The 25,770-nt window shown below is 66.8% G+C and carries 23 protein-coding genes; 16 read left to right on the top strand and 7 right to left on the bottom strand.

Annotated features, from left to right (window positions below):
- Window positions 1-10: 10 nt before the first annotated feature.
- Genes CFB47_RS31070 through CFB47_RS31050 form a run of 5 tightly spaced genes read left to right on the top strand, consistent with a single transcriptional unit; the run spans window position 11 to window position 5,057 of the window.
- A complete protein-coding gene (locus CFB47_RS31070; protein ID WP_143330886.1) occupies window positions 11-1,297 on the top strand; it encodes a hypothetical protein in 1,287 nt (428 codons plus the stop codon).
- Window positions 1,294-2,544, top strand: coding sequence for a hypothetical protein (locus tag CFB47_RS31065; protein ID WP_143330885.1), 1,251 nt, complete (start codon window positions 1,294-1,296; stop codon window positions 2,542-2,544). Before CFB47_RS31070 ends, CFB47_RS31065 begins: the two co-directional genes overlap by 4 nt.
- The gene (locus CFB47_RS31060; protein ID WP_089463320.1) at window positions 2,541-3,557 is read left to right on the top strand and encodes a glycosyltransferase; all 1,017 of its coding nucleotides are present in this window, start codon (window positions 2,541-2,543) and stop codon (window positions 3,555-3,557) included. The genes CFB47_RS31065 and CFB47_RS31060 overlap by 4 nt, the downstream gene beginning before the upstream one ends.
- Entirely contained in the window at window positions 3,554-4,318 is a 765-nt protein-coding gene (locus CFB47_RS31055; protein WP_089463319.1) for a WecB/TagA/CpsF family glycosyltransferase, read from the top strand. Before CFB47_RS31060 ends, CFB47_RS31055 begins: the two co-directional genes overlap by 4 nt.
- Window positions 4,308-5,057: a heparin lyase I family protein gene (locus tag CFB47_RS31050; RefSeq protein WP_179259004.1), complete on the top strand. Its 750-nt coding sequence runs from the start codon at window positions 4,308-4,310 to the stop codon at window positions 5,055-5,057. Before CFB47_RS31055 ends, CFB47_RS31050 begins: the two co-directional genes overlap by 11 nt.
- Before the next feature lie 96 nt (window positions 5,058-5,153).
- Here the strand turns inward: CFB47_RS31050 and CFB47_RS31045 are convergent, their stop codons facing one another.
- Window positions 5,154-6,170: a 1-aminocyclopropane-1-carboxylate deaminase gene (locus tag CFB47_RS31045; protein WP_089463317.1), complete on the bottom strand. Its 1,017-nt coding sequence runs from the start codon at window positions 6,168-6,170 to the stop codon at window positions 5,154-5,156.
- Between the two features lie 197 nt (window positions 6,171-6,367).
- Between CFB47_RS31045 and CFB47_RS31040 the strand changes: the two genes are divergently transcribed.
- The 8 genes from CFB47_RS31040 to CFB47_RS31005 all read left to right on the top strand — a co-directional run bounded on the left by CFB47_RS31040 (window position 6,368) and on the right by CFB47_RS31005 (window position 15,358).
- Window positions 6,368-6,868: an Lrp/AsnC family transcriptional regulator gene (locus CFB47_RS31040; RefSeq protein ID WP_089463316.1), complete on the top strand. Its 501-nt coding sequence runs from the start codon at window positions 6,368-6,370 to the stop codon at window positions 6,866-6,868.
- Between the two features lie 201 nt (window positions 6,869-7,069).
- The gene (locus CFB47_RS31035; RefSeq protein WP_089463315.1) at window positions 7,070-8,146 is read left to right on the top strand and encodes a linear amide C-N hydrolase; all 1,077 of its coding nucleotides are present in this window, start codon (window positions 7,070-7,072) and stop codon (window positions 8,144-8,146) included.
- 235 nt (window positions 8,147-8,381) lie between these two features.
- Window positions 8,382-10,103 carry a ubiquinone-dependent pyruvate dehydrogenase gene (poxB, locus tag CFB47_RS31030; protein WP_089463314.1) on the top strand — a complete coding sequence of 574 codons (1,722 nt, stop codon included), beginning with the start codon at window positions 8,382-8,384 and terminating at the stop codon, window positions 10,101-10,103.
- A 311-nt stretch (window positions 10,104-10,414) separates the two neighbouring features.
- The gene (locus tag CFB47_RS41870; protein WP_256946778.1) at window positions 10,415-10,630 is read left to right on the top strand and encodes a GNAT family N-acetyltransferase; all 216 of its coding nucleotides are present in this window, start codon (window positions 10,415-10,417) and stop codon (window positions 10,628-10,630) included.
- 345 nt (window positions 10,631-10,975) lie between these two features.
- The gene (locus tag CFB47_RS31020; protein WP_089463313.1) at window positions 10,976-11,566 is read left to right on the top strand and encodes a class I SAM-dependent methyltransferase; all 591 of its coding nucleotides are present in this window, start codon (window positions 10,976-10,978) and stop codon (window positions 11,564-11,566) included.
- Window positions 11,567-11,720: 154 nt separating this feature from the next.
- On the top strand, window positions 11,721-13,157 hold the full coding sequence (locus CFB47_RS31015) for an alkaline phosphatase (RefSeq protein WP_089463312.1): 1,437 nt from the start codon (window positions 11,721-11,723) through the stop codon (window positions 13,155-13,157).
- 32 nt (window positions 13,158-13,189) lie between these two features.
- Complete coding sequence (locus CFB47_RS31010; RefSeq protein WP_089457449.1) at window positions 13,190-14,581, top strand: alkaline phosphatase; 1,392 nt, start codon at window positions 13,190-13,192, stop codon at window positions 14,579-14,581.
- A gap of 33 nt (window positions 14,582-14,614) precedes the next feature.
- Window positions 14,615-15,358, top strand: coding sequence for a hypothetical protein (locus tag CFB47_RS31005; RefSeq protein WP_089463311.1), 744 nt, complete (start codon window positions 14,615-14,617; stop codon window positions 15,356-15,358).
- Window positions 15,359-15,479: 121 nt separating this feature from the next.
- Here CFB47_RS31005 and CFB47_RS31000 read toward each other — a convergent pair whose 3' ends face one another.
- The 5 genes from CFB47_RS31000 to CFB47_RS30980 form a co-directional block, all read right to left on the bottom strand.
- Complete coding sequence (locus CFB47_RS31000) at window positions 15,480-16,619, bottom strand: acyltransferase (protein WP_089463310.1); 1,140 nt, start codon at window positions 16,617-16,619, stop codon at window positions 15,480-15,482.
- Window positions 16,616-17,425 carry an OXA-1043 family class D beta-lactamase gene (gene blaOXA, locus CFB47_RS30995; RefSeq protein WP_089463309.1) on the bottom strand — a complete coding sequence of 270 codons (810 nt, stop codon included), beginning with the start codon at window positions 17,423-17,425 and terminating at the stop codon, window positions 16,616-16,618. The genes CFB47_RS31000 and blaOXA overlap by 4 nt, the downstream gene beginning before the upstream one ends.
- Before the next feature lie 163 nt (window positions 17,426-17,588).
- Window positions 17,589-17,801, bottom strand: coding sequence for a hypothetical protein (locus CFB47_RS30990; RefSeq protein WP_089463308.1), 213 nt, complete (start codon window positions 17,799-17,801; stop codon window positions 17,589-17,591).
- A gap of 10 nt (window positions 17,802-17,811) precedes the next feature.
- Window positions 17,812-18,801, bottom strand: coding sequence for an RDD family protein (locus tag CFB47_RS30985; RefSeq protein ID WP_089463307.1), 990 nt, complete (start codon window positions 18,799-18,801; stop codon window positions 17,812-17,814).
- Between the two features lie 504 nt (window positions 18,802-19,305).
- Entirely contained in the window at window positions 19,306-20,457 is a 1,152-nt protein-coding gene (locus tag CFB47_RS30980; protein WP_089457452.1) for a porin, read from the bottom strand.
- Between the two features lie 571 nt (window positions 20,458-21,028).
- Here CFB47_RS30980 and CFB47_RS30970 point away from each other — a divergent pair.
- The 3 genes from CFB47_RS30970 to CFB47_RS30960 all read left to right on the top strand — a co-directional run bounded on the left by CFB47_RS30970 (window position 21,029) and on the right by CFB47_RS30960 (window position 23,937).
- Window positions 21,029-22,066, top strand: coding sequence for an ABC transporter substrate-binding protein (locus CFB47_RS30970; protein WP_089457453.1), 1,038 nt, complete (start codon window positions 21,029-21,031; stop codon window positions 22,064-22,066).
- 69 nt (window positions 22,067-22,135) lie between these two features.
- Window positions 22,136-23,101 carry a proline/glycine betaine ABC transporter permease gene (locus tag CFB47_RS30965; protein WP_089443502.1) on the top strand — a complete coding sequence of 322 codons (966 nt, stop codon included), beginning with the start codon at window positions 22,136-22,138 and terminating at the stop codon, window positions 23,099-23,101.
- A gap of 14 nt (window positions 23,102-23,115) precedes the next feature.
- Window positions 23,116-23,937 (top strand): glycine betaine/L-proline ABC transporter ATP-binding protein, encoded by an 822-nt coding sequence (locus CFB47_RS30960; RefSeq protein ID WP_089457455.1) that lies wholly within the window; start codon window positions 23,116-23,118, stop codon window positions 23,935-23,937.
- 151 nt (window positions 23,938-24,088) lie between these two features.
- Here CFB47_RS30960 and CFB47_RS30955 read toward each other — a convergent pair whose 3' ends face one another.
- Window positions 24,089-25,021 (bottom strand): MBL fold metallo-hydrolase, encoded by a 933-nt coding sequence (locus tag CFB47_RS30955; protein WP_089463305.1) that lies wholly within the window; start codon window positions 25,019-25,021, stop codon window positions 24,089-24,091.
- Window positions 25,022-25,770: the final 749 nt, after the last annotated feature.

Here is a 25,770-nt window from a genome sequence, read left to right as displayed (position 1 = left end):
CGCGAACGTCATGTTGCGAAACGCCGATGCCGGAAAGCTGCTGGGCCGTCTTGAAGCGCTCGTCTGTACCGGGGCGCCCGGCCTTTATCGGGTGCTGACGTTCTGGGTCGTGCAGCGGATCTATTCGCTGGACGCGCTCGGGCACGCCGCGGCCAATCTGGCGATCGCGCAGATGATCGCCTTCTTCACGGCCATCGGCTGGGCGACGCTGATCCTGGTGCGCGTGCCGGCGAGCGACGGGCCGCAGGCGGCTCGTGGCGCGTTCTATTCGCTGGTGGCGATGGCGGGATGGACGACCGTGGCCGCGACGCTCGCGTGCGTGCTGGTGTCCGCGTCCGGTCTCGTCGGGTTCGACGCCGGCGGGGTGGTCGCGCTGATGTGGGGCTGGACCGTGTATCAGCTCGCACGGCATTTCTTCGTGTCGTATCGCCGCTACCGGATCACGATCGCGTTCGACTGCGTGCTGATCGCGGGATCGTGCGCGCTGCTGCAGGCCGGCGCGCGGCTCGGCTATTCCGCTTCGTTGTGTCTCGCCGTCGCGCTGATCGCGGTGGCCGTCGCGATGTTCGTCGGGATCGGTGCGCCCGCCCGTCGCACGGTGTCGATGCGCATCGATGTGAAGGGGCTGCAGTTCGGGTTGACCAATTTCCTGTCCGGCGGCATCGCGCTCGCGATCGTGCCGGCGGCGAAAGCGATGTGCGGCGCGCCGTTCGCGGGGATGCTGTCGCTGTTCTCGTCGTTGACGGCGGTCGGCAACCTGCTGCCGCGCGCGATCTCGATCGCGCAGTTGCCCGATCTCGTGAAGCGGAAGAAGGACCAGGTGCCGCTCGATGCGACGTTGGGCGCGATGCGGCGCAACATCGACCTGTCGAACCTGGTCGTGCTCGTCGCGAACCTCGCGATGGTGGCCGGGCTGACCTGGCACTACGGGCTGAACGGCAGCGGGGCGTACCTGGCGCTCGCGGGCGGCGCGCTGCTGGCGATCCAGTGCGCGGCCGGCGTGCTCGGCGTCGTGAGCAGCAACGTGATGATGGCGTTCGAGCAGAGCGCGGCCACCGCGCGCATCAACATCGGCACGTCGGCGCTGTTCGCCGTGCTGCTCGGCGGCAGTGTCGCGGTGGGCGGCGCAGCCGGGTTCTTCTGCATGCTGGCGGCCGCGGTGGGCGTGACGCTGCTCCGCAATGCGATCGTCGCGATGCAGGCGCGCCGCGTGTGCGCTGCGTACCTGGAATCGATCGCGGCTGCGGCGCGGGCGGAGAGGCGGCCGGTGCCGGCGGCGACGGGAGCGCGGCCATGAGCGCGACGATTCGCACAGCGGCGGGCGTGCCGTGCCGTCGATCGCGGGTGGCCAGTCTCGGCGCCGGCCTGCTGGCGCTCGCGTTCGTGCTGTTCTGTGTGAGCGACACGCTGCTCACGCTCGACGACGATCGTTCGCCGCTCGTGAAGATGGGCGCGTTCGGCCTGGTGTTCGCGGCGATCCTGCTGCGTCCGCGCGTGCACCGGCTCGCCGGCGTCGCGCTGCCGATCGCCGTGTCGCTCTGCATCGGGATGCTGTTGACGTTCGACGCACGCGCGGGGATCGAGGAACTCGTCCGCTTCCTCTTCCCGGTCGCGATCACGGTGGCGATCTTCCCGTACCGCGACCGGCTCGACGTGCTGGTCAAGACCTTCATCGCCGTGGTCGTGAGCAACGATCTGTTCCAGCTGTATTTCTACGTGTCTTATGCAACCGGGTTGCCGCTGTTCATGCCGGTGCGGATCGATTCGGGCCTGTTCCTGCGCGCGCAGGGGTGGATGGGGTTCTTTTCCGAATTCAGTTTCATCAATTTCTGTGCGTTCCTGCTGTGCCGCTGGTACTGGAGCGGCCGTCGCGCGGCGATCGCATCGTGGGGCTTCCTGTTCTTCGGGCTGCTCGGCTTCTCGTTCAAGCTGTTCGCGGCGCTGGCGTTCTATCCGTTCGTGAGAAACGTCAGGGATGTTCGCGCGTGGCTGGTTGCCGCCGGGATCGCGGGCACGATGCTCGTGCTGATGGCGATCGGCATGCTCGATTCGCTGTTTAAGGTCGGGATGGCGAAGATCCTGTTCTACGTCGTCGCCGGCAATTCGGCGCGCGCCGAATCCTATCGCGTGATGGTCGAGTCGATCCTCGACGGCAACCTGCTCGGCGAAGGGCTCGGCAGCTTCGGCGGCCCCGCGTCGGTGCGCTTCTCGTCGCCGCTTTACCAGGCCTATCACTTCGACTGGTACGGGCTCGGCGGGCTGTTGAAGACCACCGACACGTTCTATCCGCACCTGTTCGTCGAGATGGGCGTATTCGGCGCGATCGCATGGCTGGGTTTCGTGCTGTTCTACGGACAGCGGCGGCGCAAGCCGGCCGTCTGGTTCTACATCGTCGGCGCGTTCTGCTTCGACAACATCTTCTCGATGGCGTTGGTGTCGCCGTCTTACGTGTTTTCCGCGCTGCTGGCCATGTACGCGTTTTCCTGGGGGCGGCCGGGCGCCGCCCCGGCGTCTCGCGGCGGTGCGATGGAGGTCCGCTCATGAAAATTCTCGTCGTCACGAACATGTATCTCGGCAGCAATCGCGCGAGCCCGTGGCAAGGCGTGTTCGTCACCGAGCAGGTCGAGGCGCTGCGGCGTTCCGGCGGCTGCACGGTCGACGTGCTCGTCATCGAAGGGTATCGCGACAGGCGCGAGTACCTGCGATCGATCGGGCACGTCTGGAAGGCGGCCCGAGCGGGCCGGTACGACGTCGTGCATTACCACTTCGGCCTGAGCGCGTGCTCCGCGCCGCTGGTGCGGTTGTTCACGCGGGCACGGGTCGTCATCACGTTCCACGGCACGGACATCCTCGGCCCGCTGTGGATGCGCGCGGTGTCGAAATCGATGGCCTGCTTCGCGCATGCGTGCATCGGTGTGAGCGCGGAAATTTCGGCGCGCCTGCGCGGGCGGCGGCGCCGCTGCGAGACGATTCCGTGTGCCGTCGACGAGACGGTTTTTTTCGCGCATCGCGACGATGCACGCACGGAATCCACGGCGCCGATCGTCGTCTTCCCGTCGTCGCCGAAGCGGCCGGAAAAGAACTATCCGCTGTTTGCGCAGGTGTTGCGGCAGCTTTCGGCGCAGCACGGCATCGAGGTGCAGGAGCGGCACATCGACGGTCTCGACCGCGGCGAGGTGCGCGACCTGCTCGCGCGCGCCGCATGCCTGCTGATGACGTCGACCCGGGAAGGATCGCCGCAATCGGTGAAGGAAGCGATGGCGCTCGGCCTGCCGGTCGTGTCGGTCGATGTCGGCAACGTGCGGCACCTGCTCGACGGGCTGTCGCCGGGCATGGTGGTGTTCGACCACGACGCAGGCCGCCTCACCCACGAGCTCGCCGACGTGCTGAAGAATGGCACGCGATCCGACGGGCGTGCGCGGCTGGCAGCGCTCGGCTATTTTTCCGCGGAGGTATCGGCGAAGTTGAAGACGTTGTATGCATCGCTTCATCGGCCGTCCCGATTCGTCGGCGAGGGTGCGGATTCCGACAAACCTGATGGCGAGGTCACGCAATGAACCAGGCTGAATTCTTTTCATGTCCGATCCATCTGGTGTCGATGGACGAGACGGTGGACTGGATCGACGCGAGAGTGGAGGCGCGGCGCTTCACGCAGCATGTCGTCGTCAACGTCGCGAAGATCGTCAACCTGCAGCGCGATGCGGCGCTTGCCGCGTCGGTCCGGGAATGCGACATCGTCAACGTCGACGGCATGGGGGTGGTCTGGGGCGCACGGTTGCTCGGCATCCCGGTGCCGGAGCGCGTCGCGGGCGTCGATCTCTTCGAGCGGCTGCTGGCGCTGGCCGCAACGAAAGGGCTGCCGGTCTATCTGCTCGGCGCGACGCAGGCGGTCGTGGAGCAGGTAGTCGAGGTGGCCGCCGCGCGCTATCCGCGATTGCCGATTGCCGGGTATCACCATGGCTATTTTCAGGATGACGAACAGGCGGTCGTGGACGATATCCGCCGCTCGGGCGCACGGCTGCTGTTCGTCGCGATCACGTCGCCGTACAAGGAGAACTTCATCAATCGCTGGAAATCGCAGCTGGGCGTCGATTTCGTGATGGGTGTCGGCGGGACGTTCGACGTGGTGGCGGGGAAGGTGAAGCGGGCGCCGCCGTGGATGCAGCGCAGCGGCCTGGAATGGGCGTTCCGCGTGATCCAGGAACCGGGGAGGATGTGGAAGCGCTATCTGTCGACCAACACCCGGTTTCTTGCGATGCTGGCTTATGCGTTCGTGTGCCGGTCGTTCCGGCGAATGGGAGGAGGCAATGCGCAGTAGAGCAGTGGTCGCCGCGTGCATGTTCGCGGCATCTGTGTGTCAGGCGAGCCCGGAAAGCGGCGCGCGCAACGAAATGGCGTTCTATCGATCGGACTGGGCGAGCGGGATCGATCCGCGGCTTCGGCTGCAGGAGCCGGCGCCGCAGAACATCACGATTGCCGGCATTCGCGGCGCATTGCTGAAGGTGACGATGCGCCGCTCGCAGGACTTCAGCGGCGTGGCGAGCGGGACGCCGCGCTCGGAGGTCAGTTTCGCCCCGGTGTTTCGCTTCATCAACGGCCACGACTATGAAGTGAGCTGGTCGACGGAGATCCCTGCCGATTACCGGTTCGATTCCCGGCAGCCCGAACTCGTCGCGCAACTGCACCAGGGCGGCAGCGACGGGTCGCCGCCGTTCGCGCTGCTGCTGAACGACGGGAAATACGAAGTGGACGTGCGCGGTGCGCCGGGCACGCCGAGCCAGTCGTTCGCGTTCGGCGACCCGGCGGCGGACAAGGGGCAGCCGGTATCGTGGGTGTTGCGGTACCGGCCGGATGGCAGCGGCGCCGACGCGCTGACCGAGGTGTACCGGAACGGCAATCGCGTCGTGCACGTCGCGGGCGTTCCCAATGCCTATCCGGGCGACCGCGACGCCTACTTCAAGCTCGGCCTCTACAAATGGTGGTGGAAGACCCGCCCGTCCGACGTGACCGAGCGGACGATCTATTACGGCGACATCGAGATGAAGCAACTGCGCTAGGCCGCGTGCAAAGTCGAACCGGGCGCGTGTCGCACCGGTTCGACGGAAACCCGGAACCGGTGCGGTCGGCGTGTGTCGCGGCCCCGGCCGACGTTGTCACCCGTTCCGGAAGATTTCGCTGTATGCGCTCAACGCCGGCACGCCGCCGAGATGCGCGTACAGCACCTTCGACCCCGGTTCGAATTCGCCGAGCCGGACCTTGTCGATCATCCCGTGCATCGACTTCCCTTCGTATACCGGATCGGTCAGCATGCCTTCGAGCCGCGCGCACAGGCGGATCGCTTCGAGCGTGCCGTCGTTCGGCAGCCCGTATTCGGGGCCGGCGTAGCGCGTGTCGAGCACGACGTCCGCCGCGGTGATCGGCCGGCCGAGATCCACGAGGTCCGCGGTGTGCCGCGCGATGCGCGTGATCTGCTCGTGCGTGCGCTCCGGCGTGGCTGACGCGTCGATCCCGATCACGCGGTCGGCGCGCCCGTCGGCCGCGAAGCCGACGACCATTCCCGCCTGGGTGCTGCCCGTGACCGAGCACACGACGATGTAGTCGAACTTGAAGCCGAGTTGCGCCTCCTGCGCACGCACTTCTTCCGCGAAGCCGACGAAGCCGAGCCCGCCGAGCGGATGCTCGGAACAGCCGGCCGGAATCGGGTAAGGCTTGCCGCCCGCCTGCCGCACGCTCTCCATCGCTTCTTCCCAGCTGCGGCGAATGCCGATGTCGAAGCCGTCGGACACGAGCCGCACGTCCGCGCCCATCATGCGCGACAGCTGGATGTTGCCGACCCGGTCGTACACCGGATCCTCGTAGTTGACCCAGTGCTCCTGCACGAGCACGCATTTCATCCCGAGATGCGCGGCGACGGCCGCGACCTGGCGCGTCTGGTTCGACTGCACGCCGCCGATCGACACGAGCGTATCCGCGCCCTGCGCGAGCGCATCGGGGACGAGGTATTCGAGCTTGCGCGTCTTGTTGCCGCCGAACGCGAGGCCGCTGTTGCAGTCCTCGCGCTTCGCATACAGCTCGACCTTGCCGCCGAGATGTTCGCTCAGGCGCCTGAGCGGCTGGATCGGCGTCGGGCCGAACGTGAGCGGATAACGGGAGAAACGTTGCAGGTTCATCGGCGGGCTCCGGAAAGCAGTGGACAAGGCGGGAAATCGGATCGTTCGGGCGCGGCCGGCTGGCCGGGTACCGACGAGAAAAATGGTAGGCGGAAGCGCGAGAAATGAGCTTGCGAAATCAATTGCGACGACCTACGTTATCGACGATATGAGAACGCGATAAGCAATCTGGAGTCGCCGAAAAGGAGGATGACGCAATGAAATTAGATCGAAGCCGCGCATTGCCGGCCGACACCGCACCGGCGCTCGACCGCATCGACCGCGCGATCCTGCGGCAACTGCAGCAGGACGCGTCGATTTCCAACGTGAGCCTCGCGGCGAAAGTGAAGCTGAGCGCGCCGGCGTGCCTGCGGCGCGTCGAGCGGTTGAAGGACATGGGGCTGATCCGTGGCATCGTCGCGCTGCTCGACCCGAAGCCGCTCGGCGCGGGGATGCTCGTCGTGATCGGCTTCGTGCTCGACCGCTCGACGCCGGAAGCGTTCGCCGCGTTCGAGCAGGCCGCGCAGAAGGTGTCGGGGTGCGTCGAATGCCACGTCGTGACCGGCGAGTTCGACTACTTCATGCTGGTGCGCACGCGTGACAACGACAGCTTCAACCGGCTGCACGCCGAACAGCTGCTGTACCTGCCGGGGGTGCGGCAGGTGCGTTCGTTCATGGTGCTCAAGGAGATTCTTTCGACGCATGCGCTGCCGTTGTGAACGCGCGGCGGCGTGCGGCAGGCCGGGTGCGGCGCGGTGCGCGCGGTCCCGGGCCGCGGCCGGCTTGACGTTGCCGGTTGCTGCGCCGATGATGCCTGTCCAACAACCCGCGAGAGGCGCTCGATCGTCCGGCCGAGTCGCCCCGCACGGTGCGGTCTGCCGCCCGGCGGCTGCACGATTTCCGATACGAGGGCTCACCACATGGTTTCCGTTCGTTCCGGTTTTGCGGTGCGCGCGCTGAGCGCGGCCGGGCTGGCCGCCGCGCTGTCGATCGCCGCGCCTGCCGTCGATGCATGCACGCGTCTCGTCTATCTCGGTGAAGGCGGCAACGTGATCACCGCACGGTCGATGGACTGGAAGGCCGACATCGGCACCAACCTCTACATTCTGCCGCGCGGGATGCATCGCGACGGCAAGGCCGGCCCGAACTCGATCCGCTGGACGTCGAAATACGGCTCGGTCGTCGCGACGGGCTACGACGTGTCGACCACCGACGGCGCGAACGAGGCGGGGCTCGTCGCGAACGCGCTGTGGCTGACGGAGTCGCAATATCCGGCGTTCGACGCCGGCAGCAAGCCGGGCCTGACGATCGCCGCGTGGGCGCAGTTCGTGCTGGACAACTACGCGACGGTTGCGGAGGCCGTCGCGGCACTCGAGCAGCAGCCGTTCACGATCGTCACCGACAAGGTGCCGGGCGAGGAGCGCCTGGCCACGCTGCACCTGTCGCTGTCGGACGCGTCCGGCGACAGCGCGATCGTCGAGTACATCGGCGGGCGGCAGGTGATCCATCACGGCCGGCAGTATCAGGTGATGACGAATTCGCCGACCTACGACCAGCAGCTCGCGCTCGATGCGTACTGGAAGCAGATCGGCGGCACGGTCATGTTGCCGGGGACCAACCGCGCGGCCGACCGGTTCGCGCGCGCGTCGTTCTACGTCAACGCGATTCCGAAGCGGGGCGAGCCGAACCGCACGCTCGCGAGCGTGTTCGGCGTGATTCGCAACGTGTCGGTGCCGTATGGCCTGTCGACGCCGGACCAGCCGGAGATTTCGTCGACCCGCTGGCGCACCGTGTACGACCACCAGCGCAAGCTGTATTTCTTCGAATCGGCGCTGACGCCGAACACGTTCTGGGTCGACCTGAAGAAGATCGATTTTTCCGCGGCCACCGGCAAGGTGAAGAAGCTCGATCTCGGGCCGAACCAGGATCACACGTTCGCGGGGGACGCGACCGGCGCGTTCGTCGAGTCGCAGCCGTTCGAGTTCCTGGGGCTGTGACGAGGGCGGGTTGCACGCCGGTGACGGATGTCGCATCCGATCCCGGACGGTTGTCCGTGTCGCTTGCGTGACAACCACCCGACGCGGCCGAAAGGGACCGAACGCCACGCGCGCAGCAGCATTGCACCTTCACGACGCGGCGCGAAACGATCGCGTATGCTCGTCCGTTCGGTGGCGCAGGTGGCCACCGCAGCCGATTCATTCATGTGACGACCCATCAACGAGCGAGGACAGCATGGCCAAACAGACGATGGCGGAATACCTGGCGAAGACGCTGGCGGCAGCAGGCGTCGAGCGCATCTGGGGCGTGACGGGCGACAGCCTGAACGGCCTGTCGTTCAGCCTGAGCCAGATCGGCTCGATCCGCTGGATGCATACGCGGCACGAGGAAAGCGCCGCGTTCGCGGCCGGCGCGGATGCCGCGTCGACCGGGCGGCTCGCGGTATGCGCGGGCAGCTGCGGCCCCGGCAACCTGCACCTGATCAACGGCCTCTACGACTGCCACCGCAATCATCAGCCGGTGCTCGCGATCGCCGCGCACATTCCGTCGACCGAAATCGGGCTCGGCTACTTCCAGGAAACCCATCCGCAGGAACTGTTCCGCGAATGCAGCCATTTCGCGGAGCTCGTGACGAACGCGTCGCAGTTCCCGCGCGTGCTCGCCCGCGCGATGCGCACCGCGATCGACGAGCGGGGCGTCGCGGTGATCGTGCTGCCGGGCGACATCGCACTCGGCGACGGCCCGGAAGAGGCGCCCGCCTGGAGCGAAGCGGCACCGCCGGCGATCCTGCCGGCCGATGCCGATCTCGACCGGCTCGCGGCGCTGCTCAATGCGTCCGACGCGGTCACGCTGCTGTGCGGCAGCGGCACGCAGGGCGCGCACGACGAGGTGGTCGCGCTGGCCGACACGCTCGGCGCGCCGGTCGTGCATGCGCTGCGCGGCAAGCAGTTCGTCGAATGGGACAACCCGTTCGACGTCGGGATGACGGGGCTGATCGGCTTCAGCTCGGGTTATCACGCGATGGAATCGTGCGACACGCTGCTGATGCTCGGCACGGATTTCCCGTACCGGCCGTTCTATCCGTCGAACGCGAAGATTGCGCAGATCGACTGGAAGGGCTCGCAACTCGGCCATCGCGCGCCGCTCGCGCTCGGCCTCGTCGGCACCGTGAAGGAAACGATCGCGGCGCTGCTGTCGCGCTTGACGCGCAAGACGCAGCGGCGTTTCCTCGAGAATGCGTTGAAGCACTACGCGGCGGCGCGCAAGGGGCTCGACGATCTCGCGGTGGCCGAGCCGCCGGGCCGCGCGATCCATCCGCAATACCTGACGAAGATCGTCGACGAAGTCGCCGCGGAAGACGCGATCTTCACGGCCGACGTCGGCACGCCGACGCTGTGGGCCGCGCGCTACCTGACGATGAACGGCAAGCGGCAACTGCACGGCTCGTTCAATCACGGGTCGATGGCGAACGCGATGCCGCAGGCGCTCGGCGCGCAGGGCGCGCATCCAGGGCGGCAGGTGGTGTCGTTGTCGGGCGACGGCGGCCTGTCGATGCTGCTCGGCGATCTGCTGACCGCGCGCCAGCTCAAGCTGCCGATCAAGATCGTCGTGTACAACAACAGCCTGCTCGGCTTCGTGTCGATGGAGCTGAAGGCGGCCGGCTATCTCGACACGAACGTCGACCTGAGCCCGACCGACTTCGCGGCGATCGCGAAGGGCGCGGGCATCTTCAGCGTGCGCGTCGAGCATTCGGAGAACGTCGAGGAAGCGCTGCGCATGGCGTTCGCGCATGACGGGCCGGCGGTCGTCGACGTCGTCACGTCGAAGTACGAGCTCGCGATGCCGCCGAAGATCGAACTCGCGCATGCGAAGGGCTTCAGCCTGTTCATGCTGCGCGCGATCTTGAGCGGTCGCGGCGACGAGATCGTCGAGCTGGCGAGAACCAACCTGCGGTAATGCGGTGCCGCGCGCGATGCTGTGGGCAGCGCGCGCGGCGTGACGCATCGATGAGCGTGCGGGTGAGCGTTCGTCTTCGCAGCACGCATTGAACAACACAAGCAACATGGCAATCGAGATTCGCGCCTACGAGGCATCCGACCTGCGCACGCTGTCGGCCATCTGGTTCGACGCATCGCTGCTCGCGCATCCGTTTCTCGGCGAGGCGCGGCTGCGCGAGCAGCGCACGCTGATCGAACAGGTTTATCTACCCGAGGCGGAAACCTGGGTCGCGTGTCGTGGCGGCGAACCGGCCGGCATCGATCGGCGGATTGTTCGTCGCGCCGGCGGTGCACGGCCATGGGATCGGCCGCGCGCTGGTCGAGCATGCGCTCGCGCTCAAGGGCACGCTCGATCTGGAGGTGTATGCCGACAATCGCGATGCCCATGCGTTTTACACGCGGCTCGGCTTCGACGAAATTTCGCGGCGCGACGAGGACGACGAAGGCCTGCCGTTCGCGAATATCCTGATGCGCGCGACGCGCTGAGCGAACGGGCATGCCGACCGTCGGCGATCTCGCCGCGATCGAGACCGCACTGCAGCAAATCGGGATCGTCGGCGAGCGCTATCCCGCGCATTTCCAGCAGCGCATCGACCGCTGACCGGGCGCGTGCCAGCTGATCCGGCACGAATTGATCAGGCAAATCAGGGTCAATCTTCACGTCAGCTTAAGTTTGCGTTTCCTAGAATCGATTGACACGTCGCGTGTACAGCGACGGACCGATTCGCTTAGGAGGAGGATGCGCATGAACCCAACCCGTGTCGCCGTAGCCCCGTTCCGCGCGGTCATCGGCACGCCGCCGCTGGCCGCGCAAGCGCCGGAGGCCCGCCGATGATGTGGCCGAACGCGTGGCGTGTCTCGGCACTGTTCGTGCGCGAGTGGGTCGGCCGTCCGGCCGCGGTGGGTGCGTTGTGCCCGAGTTCGCGGCAGCTGGCGCGCGAGATGGCCGACGCGGTGCCGGACGGCGACGGGCTGGTCGTCGAGCTCGGCGGCGGCACCGGCGCGATTACCGCGGCGTTGCTCGAACGCGGTGTCGCGCCGCGGCGGCTCGTCGTGGTCGAGCGTTCGCCGGCGTTCGTCCAGCATCTGCGGCGACGCTTTCCGGGCATCTCGATCGTGTCGGGCGACGCACGGCAGCTCGAGCGGCTGCTGCCGCCCGATGCGCGCGTCGATGCGATCGTGTCGTGCCTGCCGCTGCGCACGCTGCCGCGCCCGGACGTGGCGGCGATCGTCGATCAGTGTCATCGCGTGCTGTCCGCCGACGGCGTGATGATCCAGTTCACATACGACCTGCGGCCGCCCGGCCGTCATCCGCTCGGCGATTCGGCATTTGTGGCCTGCGGCAGCCGGATCGTGTGGGCAAACATACCGCCGGCGCGCATCGTGACCGTGCGCAGCGCTACCGCCGAACACGCGGAATGACACGGCTTCACACGGGGCGCTCGACGGTGGCGCCTCGCCTTCTACTTTCATAAGCCCTTCGCATCCTTCCAATCACCCTTCATATTGCCGTCACATCAGGTTCCTACCATCGCCTTTCATTTCGAAAGCATCAATGGCGGGGGGAGCGGGCAACATGAATCGAATCAAACTGGCGGCGCTGCTGTGCGCGGGCGCCTTTGCACTGGCCGGATGCGGCAGCGACGACGGCCCGACCAGCAGCACGTCGCCCGCGCCCGTGCAGGCGGCCGCGCGCAACGTGATCTTCTTCCTCGGCGACGGCATGGGGATCACGACGTTGACGGCCGCACGCATCTACGCGGTCGGTGAAGACGGCGCGCTCACGATCGATACGCTGCCGGAAACCGCGTTCGTGAAGACCTATTCCAACGATGCGCAGGTGACGGACAGCGCGCCGTCGATGTCGGCGTACATGACCGGCGTCAAGACCAACAACGAAGTGATCTCGATGTCGCCCGACACGAAGGCGATCGAGCCGACCGCGAGCCTCACCGGCAACTGCGGCGCGAACAACGGCAAATCGGCGACGACGCTGCTCGAGATCGCGAAGGCGCAGGGGCTGGCCACCGGTGTCGTGACGACCACGCGCGTCACGCACGCCACGCCCGCCGCAACGTATGCGCACGTGTGCCATCGCGACGCCGAGAACGACATCGCCGCACAGCTCGTGCCGGGCGGCGCGGGCTACAACGGCGCGCTGGGCGACGGCGTCGACGTCGTGCTCGGCGGCGGCACGCAATTCTTCGTGCCGAAGGACGGCGGCGGCAAGCGCACCGACGGCCGCAACCTGGTCAACGAGCTGAAGGCGAAGGGCTATGCGGTCGCGCAGAACCGCGACGACCTGCTGGCCGCCGACGCGACGAAGGGCGGCAAGCTGGTCGGCCTGTTCTCGTCGAGCCACATGAGCTACGACCTCGATCGCGGCGCGACCAAGGAGCCGAGTCTCACCGACATGGCGACGCGCGCGCTCGACGTGCTGCAGAAGAACCCGAACGGCTATTTCCTGATGGTCGAAGGCGGCCGGATCGACCACGCGCTGCACGACACCAATGCGAAGCGCGCGCTGCAGGACACGGTGGCGTTCGACAACGCGATCAAGGCCACGATCGACAAGGTGCGCAAGACCGATCCCGACCTGAAGAACACGCTGATCGTCGTCACCGCCGATCACGACCACACGCTGGTGCTGAACGGCTACGCGGCGCGCACCGGCAAGACCGAGGCGGGCAAGCCCGGCGTGCTCGGCGTGCTGCGCAGCTACCAGACCGGCTCGGTCGCGAAGGATGCGGACGGCGCGCCGTACACGATCATCGGCTTCGGCAACGGCGAGAACCGCGTGCAGGGCAGCCGCGCGGGCACGGCGCTCACCGACGCGGTGACGGGCGCCGACGACTATCGCCAGGAGGCGGTCGTGCGCATGGACAAGGGCAACGAGACGCACGGCGGCACCGATGTGTTCCTCGGTGCGATCGGCCGCGGCGCGGATGCGTTCCACGGCGTGATCGAGAACAACAAGGTGTTCGAGCTGGTGCGCAACGCGGTGCAGCTGTGAGCGCCGACCATACGGGTACAGGGGAATACAGGATGTCGACCATCAAGTGCATCGCGGCGGCGCTGGCCGTCGCGGGTTTCGCGTGTGGCGCGGCGCAGGCCGCCGGCCAGGCGAAGAACGTGATTTTCTTTCTCGGCGACGGCATGGGGCCGACGACGGTGACGGCGAGCCGGATCTACAAGGTCGGTGAGTCGGGACAACTGACGATGGAGAAGCTGGCCCGCACCGCGCGCGTCAAGACCTTCTCGAACGACGCGCAGACGACCGACAGCGCACCGTCGATGGCCGCGTACATGACCGGCGTGAAGATGAACAACGAAGTGCTGTCGATGTCGTCGGACACGCGCGCGGTCGCGCCGGGCAATGACGCCAACGGCAACAAGACGGTCAACAACTGCGCGCCGGGCAACGGCCAGCCGGTCGCGACGCTGCTGGAACTCGCGAAGGCGCGCGGCAAGGCGGTGGGCGCGATCACGACGACCGAGCTCACGCACGCGACGCCCGCCGCGACCTATTCGCACATCTGCCATCGCGATGCGCAGTACGACATCGCCGCGCAGGCGGCGCCGGGCGGCGCGGGCTACAACGCGGCGCTCGGCGACGGCGTCGACGTGCTGATGGGCGGCGGGCGCAACCACTGGACGCCGTTCGATCCGGTGGCGAACAAGCGCGGCCGCGCGGACGGGCGCAATCTGCTGGGCGAGATGAAGGCGAAGGGCTACACGGTCGTCGCGACCCGCGATCAGCTCGCACAGGCCGGCAACGGCAAGCTGGTCGGTCTCTTCAGTTCGACGAGCCACCTCGAGTACGAACTCGATCGTGTCGCGGGCAAGGGCGAAGGGCCGACGCAGCCGAGCCTCGCCGAGATGACGTCGAAGGCGATCGACGTGCTGTCGAAGAATTCGAACGGCTACTTCCTGATGGTCGAGGGCGGCCGGATCGATCACGCGCTGCACGGCACCAACGCGAAGCGCGCGCTGGAGGACACGGTGGCATTCGACGAAGCGATTCGCGTCGCGCTGTCGAAGGTCGACCTGTCGAACACGCTGATCGTCGTGACGGCCGACCACGACCACACGATGACGATCAACGGCTATTCGAAGCGCGGCAACCCGATTCTCGACATCAGCCGCAACTATCGCGACGGCCAGCCGAGCAAGGATGCCGACGGCAACACCTACACGACGCTCGTGTTCGGCAACGGCGCGAACCGGCCGAACGTGCGTGCGTCGGTCGATTCGGCCACCGCGACGAACGAAGCGTATCTGCAGGAAGTCGGCGTGCGGATGGGCAGCGCGGGATCGGAGACGCACGGCGGCGGCGACGTGATGCTGTTCGCCGACGGCGCGGACGCGAAGGCGTTCAAGGGCACGATCGACAACACGAAGGTGTTCGGCCTCGTGCGCTCGGCGTTCGGTTTCTGAATCCGTTGACGGCATGAGGAACGGGAACGCCCGATGAAACGTCAGCTACTCTGCGCGCTCGCTTGCGGGTGGGTCGCGCTGCCGGCCCTTGCAGCGGCCGATCTCGACGCGGTGCTGCTGCACGAGAGCCGCACGGTGTCGGCCGATGGCGTGACGCGCACGACGATGTATCGCGAACGGATGGTGCGGCGCGACGCTCACGTGTGGGTCGAACGCGTGCTGCCCGTCGCGGCGGCGGGTGGTCATGGCGACGATCACGACCATGACCACGACGCGGGCGGTCGCACCGGCGTGCAGCCGGCCGCCGCGCACGCCGCCCAGGCCGGTCACAAGCATTTCAACTTCCAGGCGGCCGCGCGGCACGTGACGTACGACGGCAAGACGGCGCGCATCGAGTACGTGGACGCGGCGAACCGGACGGTCGTCAGCGTGCCGCCGGCCGAGTACGAAACCACGGGCTTCGACGGCTCGTGGGACAACGCGTACTACGTCACGCCGCCGTCGCAGTTGAAGCGGCTCGCGGTGGCGAAGCGCGGCGACGCGCCCGGCACCCGCTGGTACGAGCAGGCGGTCGACACGCCGGGCGCGCGCGGTGTGAACCGGATCCTGTGGAGCGAGAAGCTGCAGGCGCCGCTGTCGGTCGAATTCCGGAGCGCCGACGGCCGCGTCGTGCGCAAGCTGACGCTGACCCCGGCGCCGGCCGCGCGGCGCGAGACGCTGCCGTGGCAGACGCTCGCCAGCTATACGCGCAAGGAATACGCGGACTATCTCGACTGATCGACGCTTTCGACCGTCTGTACGCGGGGCTTGCGGTCAGGCCGGCCGGTATCGTCAAGCGATACGGCCGGGCCCTGGCCGATTTTTTTGCGCCTACGCGGCAGCCATTGCCGATGACACGCTAGAAGCGCGCACCGTCCGGCACGCGCGCTGAAGGCCGCGACGCGACCCGCTTGACGAAGCGGTCGAGCGGTGCCGCATAGCCGCGCGCGATCGCCGCGCTCAGCGCCGCCGACAACACCAGATACGCAATCAGCAACAGCAGCTTCGTGTCGCCGTGCGTGGCCGACGGCGGCCAGACCGTGCGCAGCGCGCCGAGCACGATCAGGTGGAACAGGTACAACTCGTAGCTGAGCTTGCCGGCGCGGCCCAGCGGCGCGAGCAGCTGGCCCTGCACGCGTTCGCCGTTGACGTGCGCGCCGATCAGCAGCACGGCCGTGCCGAGCGCCATCGCGGTGACGCCGGCGACATGGCTTTGCGCGATCGGCCACGCCAGATACAGCGCGGCCATCGCCGCCGCGACGGGCCACTGCACGAGCGGCGCGGCCAGCCGCTGCCCGTTCACGCGCTCGGCCAGCAGCGCGGTGCAGCAGCCGATCGCGATCCCGTCGAACGACGCGAAGTACGCGTAGAGGAACCCGCCTTCGTCTCCGGCATGCGTGAAGCGGTACACGGGCCCGATCGCGGCGATGACCACCCAGAACGCGACGAGCCGCGCATCGCGGCGCAACGCGATGCACAGCAGCGGAAACGACAGGTAGAACACCTCTTCGACCGACAGCGACCACAGCACGCCGAGCGCGTAGTTGACCCACCCGTACGCGCCGATCAGCACGTTCATCCAGAACGTCAGCGATGCGAGGTTCACGAGCCAGAATGACACGGCGATGCCCTCGGGCGCATGGTTCTGGAAGATCGGCACGCCGGCCGCCGCGAGGCCGTTGACGAGCGCGAGCAGCAGGAGCAGGCACGGGACGATGCGCGCGAGACGCGACACGTAGAACGCACGCACGTCGACCGCGCCGAGGCTGCCCCAGCGGCGGCGCGCATTCGACGTGATCAGGTAGCCGGAGATCACGAAGAACATCGTCACGCCGTAGTTGCCGTTGCGCGCGATCGCATGCACGACATCCCAACCGAATACGCGTGCGAGCGACGTGTCGCGCAGCGAGTAGGGGATGTTGAAGTGATGCAGCAGGACGAGCACGATCGACACGCCGCGCAGCAGGTCGATCCGCGCGTTGCGCGGGCCGGTGCTCATTGCGGACTGCCCGGTTCGGCGAGGGCCGGCAGTGTCGCCAGGAACGTATCGCGTGCGCGCAGGCCGGCGTTCGGCGTCTGCCGCTCGTCGTCCTGGATCAGGTATGCGAACGCGACCTTGCGCGGCCCCTTGGCCGCCCAGCCGACGAACCAGCCGTACGCGTGCGACGCATCGTACTTGCGCCCCGGCGACCCGGTGCCCGTCTTGCCATGCACGATCCAGCCGTCGGGTTGCGTGTCGATCAGCGTGATGCGCTCGGTCATGTCGTACGCGTGCGCGCTGACGGGCAGCGTCCGGTTCGCGATCTTGCGCATGAAGTCGACCTGCTCGAGCGGCGAGATGCGCAGCGACGCGTTGACCCACGCGCCCATCACACCGTTCAGTTCGCCCGTCGGACGGGTCGCGCTCTCATTGCCGTAGCCGAATGCGGTCGTGTATTGCTGGAAGCGCGCTTGCCCGAGCGCCTGCGTGACCTGCTGCGAGTACCAGAAGACCGACAGCTTCATCCAGCGCGCAGGATCGGTCGGCGCGCGCCACGGCGCGCCGCCCCAGTCGGGGTAGCCGGCGTGGAAGTCGAGCGTCGGGGTGTATTCGTCTTTCAGGACGCCCGCATCGAAGCCCATCAGGCTGATGGCGACCTTGAACGTCGACGCCGGCGTCACGCGGGTCGCGCAGTCGCCTTGCTGCACGAGCAGCTGGCCGGTGGCGGCGTCGGCGACGACGGTGCAGATCGGGCGGGCATCGGAAGTCGCGGCGGCCAGGAGGCCGGCGGCGAAAGTGAACAGCGCGCGGCGCCAGTGCTTCAAGTGACACTCCTTCGGGTGGGGTGGCGCACAGTGTATCGACGGATGGCCGGCTGTCGACCTGTCATGGTTGACGGGACGGGCCGGCGCATCACGAGCCGCGTTGACGGGATCGCGCCCGGATCTTCGCGGATATCGTGCGGTCGCGCATGCAATGCGCCGCTGCTCAATATCCGGCGATCGCGTAGTAGATCCCGAGGCACGCAACGGCGATGAGCGGGAGCGCGATGACGATGAAGGCGATTCGACCGATGCCGCGCAGGTGCATCACGCCGACATACAGGCAGAGGGCCCCGAAAAAAAGCGTCAATGGCCAGTAGATGGCGCCGTAAATGACCGGGACGATCCAGAGCGGCAGGTCGATGCCGATGTCACTCATTTTTGCTTCCTCACGTCGACCCGGTGCCGGCCATCGCGGTCCATTCCGCAGGCGACCGACCCATGAAAAACTGGGTTCGCCACGTCGCAATGCCGAGATTGACCGCGCGGACACTCACCACGTTGACGAGATCCTGTCTTCGCAGCCAGGCCGATGAGGCAAGCGCTGCGTGCGCGACAGCGGTCGCCCCGACCTTGTTCATCAGCGCCGGCGTGCTCGTGAGCACGGTGATGGTGGCGATCGCTTTCGGTGGTTGGCCCGCCGCGCCGACCATGCGCATGTTGCTCATCCAGACACCGCTCTGGACCACGCCCGGAACGGTGGATGCCGCACGCTGGATCTGGTGGATATCGGCCATGCGATCGTCATCGATCAGCCGCGTTGTGGCAAAACGACTGCCGACCAACAGAAGCAGGCCAAGGACGGCCAGGATCGCCCAGTGCTTCCGGCCAACCGGCGCGGCATCCTCGACGGGCGCCGCGACATGCACGACCCTGCTGGCGGTGAGCAGATCCTGTACGGACTGGCGGCTCGGCCTGTTGAAAACGAACAGATACAGCAATGCCAGGCCCCAGAAGAACACGATCATGCCGTTTGCCGTGGCGAGCCATTCCATGCCTGGATCGTGAAGCGCGGGCAGGTCGATGAAGCTGATGCCGCCGAGTGTCACCGGAACGGCGATCAGCGCGTACCGTGCCCAGGCGCGAACGTACCCGGGACCGGAGCCGTCGGGGGTGGCGCTATCAGCAACACGGATATTCATCACCCGCTTGCCGAGCGATTGGTGCCGATGCCCGCCCTCGAGCAGGCCAAAGTAGATGGACCCTATCAGGAAGCCGATCAGCCTTCCCCATTCGCCAATCGTCGAAAGGGCATCGAAGAACCCGATCGCGATCGCGAGCCCAATCAGGCCGAGAAGGATTGAATCGATCGAGAAGGCGGCAGTGCGTCGCCAGAAGCCCGCATCGCCGTGCGTTTTTTGATTTTCGTTGCCGTCCATTGCCGTAGCCCCCGATGCGTGGTGTTAGTCGAGCCGTTTGGGCTCTTTGCGGCGCGTAGCCGTCTGATTGCCGATGCCGATACCGCCCCGCTGGTGACAGGCAGATCATATCGACCGGCTTGACGTGGAATTGCAAACTATTGTGAGCAATGCGCAAGCGCGAACGTCTTCCATCCCGCAGGCGGCATGGCTGCGATCGATCCGAACGCGGCGCGGGGTGCGCTGCCGCATGGGGAGCGCAAGCCCTGCGAACGTATCGGCCGGGCATCGGATCGAGACCGGCACCGACGGACATGAAAGGCTGAAAGCGATTGTCGTGGATTGTCGCGAGGCCGTCGAACGCGTGGGTCCGGTTCGACGGGGCAGCCGCTGTCGCGCACGCGCGCCGCAAAGCGGCGACGAACCACGAAAAAACCCGCCGGCAGGCTGGCGCTTGCGGGCGGGCAAAGACACCTCGGGCAGACCCGCGCGGGTGTCGCGTGAAGAACGGAGAACCGCGTTACATCAGAACTTGTGGCGCAGCGCGACGCGCACGGCCACCTGGTTCGACGTCGACGACGGCGCGTCGGTACCGGGGATGAACGCGTTGTCGAGGATCGAGTTCGTCTTGTCGCCGGCGATGTGCTGGTACGCGGCCTGCACGTACACGTCGGTGCGCTTCGACAGGTTGTAGTCGGCCATCAGCCCGGCCGAGTGGATCTTCGGCTTCGCGTTGCCGGTCGATGCGTCGTACTTCTCGAGCGACAGCACGTACTGCGCGCCGACCATGAACGCCGGCGTGACCTGGTACGAACCGTTCACCTCGAAGTTCTGGTACTTGATCGCGCTGACCGTCGCGCCCGGGGCGATGATCGCGCCCGGCGTGCCGAGGTAGCCGTTGCCGGTCGGGTTCTTGTAGTTCGAGTTCGTGTACGCGAAGCCGACCGTCGCCTGGCCGAACGTGTAGTTGATGCCCGCGCCGAACACGCGCATGCGCTCGGCGATGTAGCTCGCGTCGTTCGCGGTGATCGCGCCGGCCGAGCCGTCGCCCGGACGGTTCGCCTGCAGGTACGCGGCGCCGATCAGCAGGCCGTTGTTCTGGTACTGCGCGCCGAAGCTGTACGCGCGGTTGTCCGAGAAGTTCGTGCTGTTGCTGAAGCTGTATGCACCGCCGAACTGGAAGCCGCCGAAGTTCGGGCTCGCGTACTTCACCGTGTTGTCGAGGCGGAACGAGTTGTCGGTGTTGTCGTTGTCGAACGGGTGCGCGAGCAGGTAGCCGCCCCAGTTGCCGTTGGCCGTGGTCGGCGCGAGATAGTCGACGACGGAGTCGTACTGGCGGCCGAACGTCAGCGTGCCGTACTGCGCCTGGCTCAGGCCGACGTAGGCCTGGCGGCCGAACATGCGGCCGCCCTGGTTGAGCCGGCCGCTGTTCACGTCGAAGCCGTTTTCGAGCTGGAAGATCGCCTTCATGCCGCCGCCGAGATCCTCGCTGCCCTTCAGGCCCCAGCGGCTGCCCTGCGCGTAGCCGCTCGCCATCTCGTAGACGTGGCCGGTGCCGACGTTGTTCGTGTAGTTCAGGCCTTCGTCGATCACGCCGTACAGCGTGACGCTGCTTTGCGCGAACACGGGGGCCGCGAAGGTTGCCGTTACGGCGAGCGCCGTCAGGGTCTTTTTCATTGAGAGATCTCCGTGATATCCAGCTGGTATCGGTTGTCGTGAGCGCGCCCGGCGTGGCGCTCCCCGTCATCCGGGGCGACCCGGTGCAACGCGTGCGGCGCCGGTTCGCGCAACGCGCGGCGGCGCGGCAACCGGCAGCGTCGGGTCGTGTCTCCTCCGATGACACCGCGCATTCTTCCCAAGCCGGCCAGGAACCGAAAGCGAGTAATTTCGATGGATGGGATCGGGTTCGCCAATGGGGTCGCGACCGCCGGTTTCGGCAGTCGAAACGGGGGCGCCGTGCCGCGCTGCAACGCCGGCCGAGCAACGGCCGAACGTGGGGGCGACATAGCCCGCGCCGGGCCTTGAACGGACTCGGAAAATCAGCTGAAGGGCCCGTCCGGCGGGCCTGGCAGGGGTGCCGGAGGATCGATTGGCGCCGCCGATTGCAATGATCGGAATTACTCGTTTCCCTAAACAAATTGGCGGCGGAAACATGCAGGCTGACCGGACGTGGATGCGTTCACGCTTCGCCGGTCGCCGCGCATGCCGCGACGCACAAACAACAGATTCGATTTGGAGACGACCCACCATGCAGATTCGACGACTGAAGACGGTCCTTCTCGCCGCCGCGGCGATCCTGTCCGCGCCTGCCGCCCACGCGGCCGGCGGCGCGTGCACCGACGGCAAGACGGTCCATTTCGCGGGCATCACGTGGGAAAGCGGGTCGTTCGCGACCGAAGTGCTGCGGCAGATCATGGAGAAGGGCTACGGCTGCAAGACGGACGTCGTGCCGGGCAGCACGGCTGCCACAGAAACGGCGCTCGCGCGCAACGACCTGCAGATCTGGGCCGAGCAGTGGACGGGGCGCAGCGAGATCACCGCGAAGGCCGTCTCGTCGGGCGCCGTGAAGCTGATCGGCGACACGCTGCCGGGCGGCACGACGGAAGGCTGGTTCGTGCCCGACTACGTGGTGAAGGGCGATCCGGCGCGCAACATCAAGCCGGTCGCGCCGGGGCTCGTGTCGGTCGACGATCTGCCGAAGTACAAGCAGGTGTTCGCCGACGAGGAGGAACCGGACAAGGGCCGCTTCCTGAACTGCCCGACGGGCTGGGACTGCGAGCGCGTGAACACGCGCCTCTTGCGCGTACTGAAGCTCGACCAGTCGTACACGAACTTCCATCCGGGCACGGGCGCGGCGCTCGACGCGGCGATCGCGTCCGCGTACCAGCGCGGCGCGCCGATCGTGTTCTATTACTGGGGCCCGGCCGCGCTGATGGCGAAATACAAGTTCACCGCGCTGAAGATGCCGGCCTATAACGAAGCATGCTGGAAGACGTTGCGCGACGAGAGCAGCACGCACCAGTGCGCGTCGTCGTACATGGTGTCGCGGCTGACGGTCGGCGTGTCGAAGCCGTTCGGCGATGCGAACCCCGATCTCGTCGGCGTGTTCGGCAAGGTGCGTTTCCCGATGGACTTCCTGAACCAGACGATCCTCGAGATGACCACGAAGAAGATCGACGGCGCGGCGATGGCCACGCAGTTCCTGAAGACCCGCCAGGACATGTGGAAGCAGTGGGTGCCGGCCGACGTCGCGCAGAAGATCGCCGGCAGCCTGAAGGGCGCGTAACCTGCGCGCGGCGGCGGGCCCGCGCCCGTCGCCGCCGTCACGCGCCTTCGCGGCGCGACGGAGAATCAAATGAACGGCTTCTTTCTGCACCTGTCGATCGCCGACTGGGTGAACAGCGCGCTCGAGACGTTCGTCGCGCAATACGGCGACGGCTTCCATCACTTCAGCGTGCTGGTGCTGCGCTACCTGCTCGTGCCGCTCGAAGGCGCGCTGCGCGTGGCGCCGCCGTGGCTCGTGCTGCTGGTCGTCGGCGCGATCGCGTGGAACGCGACGCGCCGCATCGGCCTCGGCGTGCTCTTCATGCTGCTGCTGTATGCGATCGGCTGCTTCGGCCTGTGGGACAAGCTGATGCAGACGCTCGCGCTGATGCTCGTCGCGACGGTGCTGTCGGTCGCGATCGGCGTGCCGGTCGGCATCCTCGCGTCGCGCAGCGCGTGGCTGCGCCGGATGCTGCTGCCGGTGCTCGACGTGATGCAGACGCTGCCGAGCTTCGTGTACCTGATCCCGGTGCTGATGCTGTTCGGCCTCGGCAAGGTGCCCGCGATCCTCGCGACGATCATCTATGCGCTGCCGCCGCTGATCCGCCTGACCGATCTCGGCATCCGTCAGGTCGACCCGGACGTGACGGAAGCCGCGCGCGCGTTCGGCACGACGCGCTGGCAACTGCTCGTCAACGTGCAGTTGCCGCTCGCGCGGCCGAGCATCATGGCCGGCATCAACCAGACGACGATGATGGCGCTGTCGATGGTCGTGATCGCGTCGATGATCGGCTCGCGCGGGCTCGGCGAGGACGTGCTCGCGGGCATCCAGACGCTCGACGTCGGCAAGGGCACGCAGGCCGGCCTCGCGATCGTGATTCTCGCGATCGTGATCGACCGGATCAGCCAGGGCTTCGGCCAGGAGCGCCGCGCGCGGCGGCGGCTCGCGCAGCAGCGCCGGCAGAAGGGCGCATCGCGCGTGCCGTACCGGCTGCCGCGCAAGGCGCAGTCGGCGGGCGTCGATTCGAATCAGGCGACGCAGTCGTCGCGGGCATAGGACGGGAGACAGACATGGCGACCATCGACGTCAAACACGTGTACAAGCTGTTCGGGCCGCAGGCCGCGCATGCGCGCGTGCTCGACCTGCTGCGCGCGGGCAAGCGCAAGGCCGACGTGCTGGCCGAAACGGGCTGCAACGTCGGGCTCAACGACGTGAGCCTCGGCATCGAGTCGGGCGAGATCTTCGTGATCATGGGGCTGTCGGGTTCGGGGAAATCGACGCTCGTGCGGCACTTCAACCGGCTGATCGAGCCGACGGCCGGCGAGATCGTGATCGACGGCCGCGACGTGATCAAGCTCGACGCACACGGGCTGCGCGAGCTGCGCCGCTTCAAGGTCAGCATGGTGTTCCAGAACTTCGGGCTGCTGCCGCACCAGACCGTGCTCGACAACGCCGCGTATGCGCTGCGCACGCGTGGCGAGAAGCGGCACGATGCGGCCGAGGCCGCGCGCAACTGGCTGACGAAGGTCGGGCTCGACGGCTACGGCGATCATTACCCGGACGAGCTGTCGGGCGGGATGCGGCAGCGCGTCGGGCTCGCGCGCGCGCTGGCGGCCGATACCGACGTGCTGCTGATGGACGAGGCGTTTTCCGCGCTCGATCCGCTGATCCGTACCGAGATGCAGGATCAACTGCTCGAGCTGCAGGCGACGCTCGCGAAGACGATCGTGTTCATCACGCACGATCTGGACGAAGCGCTGCGCATCGGTGATCGCATCGCGATTTTGCGCGACGGCACGCTCGTGCAGGTCGGGACGCCGGACGATATTCTCTCGCGGCCGGCGGATGATTATGTCCGGCGGTTCGTGGAGAAGCGCACGAGTGTGAATTGACGAAGTCGTCCGGGCGGGAAGCCGGGATGGCGGCATGCTTCGTTCCGGGGCCACGGCGACGACACTTCATCGTCCACGAAAAACCGCCGCGAGTCTCGTGGACGCGCGGCGGTTTCGTCGTGATCGTCGAGTACCGATCCGTGACCAGTAATCAGTAATCCCACAGAACCGGCACGAACCGGAATCCATCGCCGTTCCTGGCGATATGACCGATGGACGGAAACGCGACGTGCGCGGCGGCCAGCAGCGCGCCGGTCTCGGCGGCTTCATTGAACAGTGCGATACGCACGGCGGCAGCCGTTTCAGGATCGTGCTCGAAGCCGTTTTGCCACTCGGGATGATCGAAGTTGACTTCGAAGATCGCATCGCCCGCGAACGTCAGCTTCTCGCCGTTCGATGCGATGTCCACGACGCAGTGCCCGGGCGTGTGCCCGCCCGTCACGCGCGCCGACACGCCTACGGCGACTTCGACGGTCTGGTCGAACTGGACGATGTTTTCGCCGTAAAGCGTCACGAACTTCTCGGCCGCCTTGCGCAGGGCCGGCGGCACCGTTTCCGGCATCACCGTCTTGCTGAAGTCCGGATTTTTCCAGAACGCCACTTCCGCGGCCGACACGTGAATGCGCACGTCCGGGCGCAGCCTGGCCTTGACGCCGTCGACGTTCAGCCCGCCGACGTGATCCATGTGCATATGGGTAATCACGATATCGGTGAGCGCGGACAAATCGATGCCGGCCGATTCCAGACGCATCACCGACTTCCCGGCGCGCGTGAAGTATTCGAAGCCGTCGCCGACGCCGGAGTCGATCAGGATCAGGCGTTCGCCGCTGCGCACGAGCGCGATGTTCAGCGCCCAGTCGAACATGTCGCGTTGCAGGAAACGGCCGTCGAACCAGGCATTGCGGTCCGCTTCGCTTACGTTGGTGGACATGGTGGAGGTCGGCAGCGGCAGGATGCCGTCGCTGATCAGCACGACGTCGACGTCACCCACGCGCACGGCGTAGCGGGACGGCACGAGTTCGCCTGAACCTGGCTTGCCGAGGTCGGAGATAACCGGCTGAACATTGCGGGTGGTTTCGCTCATCATCAATAGTCCTATTCATCGAGTGGGGTAAGTCGCACTGCAGGGTGCGGTTCACGAGCACGACCACGACTTTCGCGCGTTTCGCTTCGCTCGCCTTTCAACCGGGCGTGAGAAGGATTGTAGTCAGGGGGATGAAAGGCGGAAGCACCGGGCGCGCACACATCATGTTGTTCGACCGGCAACAATCGACGACGGGCGGGAAACGACGGGCAATGCGAGGGGGATGGATCGACGCGCCGTTCAACGACCGCGATGCGTCATATCCGCAGACGGTTGCGTGGTGGCTGCACGCTGCGCCTGGCGTGATTGGGCCGAACCTGACTTCGAGTGCACGCTCGCCGTCGCCGATCGCGAGCAGCGACAGCGTCCAGATGTTGTCCGGCCGGGTTGCCCGAGATGCGTGGTCATCGCGTTCTCCTTCCGTGACGACCTTCTGTCTCGTCCGGCGGACGAGTCGGTGTGAAGGTTCTACGTCGCCATTCCTTCGCGTCCGTCGGCCGAAATCCTCATGCCAATCGATCACCCGATCCGCGCGTGCCGGCGCTACCCGCTGACGGGCGCCGAAGAAAAAAGGCGACCTATCACATTCGAAACATTTCTGAATGGCGCTTTATCGGGGTTTTTAACGCCTCGGCGGAACGAATTCGCGCGCGTCCTTGGGGGTGCGCGGGTTTGCGATCGAGATCGAATATCCGGCACGACAGGCCAACCCGAATGGGCCCTCGACGGCAATCTCAAAAATGAAACAT

The sequence above is a fragment of the Burkholderia sp. AU27893 genome, from assembly GCF_002223205.1.
Taxonomy (GTDB): domain Bacteria; phylum Pseudomonadota; class Gammaproteobacteria; order Burkholderiales; family Burkholderiaceae; genus Burkholderia.
Note: the sequence above shows the minus strand (reverse complement) of the source record. Positions and strands in the feature narration are given on the sequence as shown.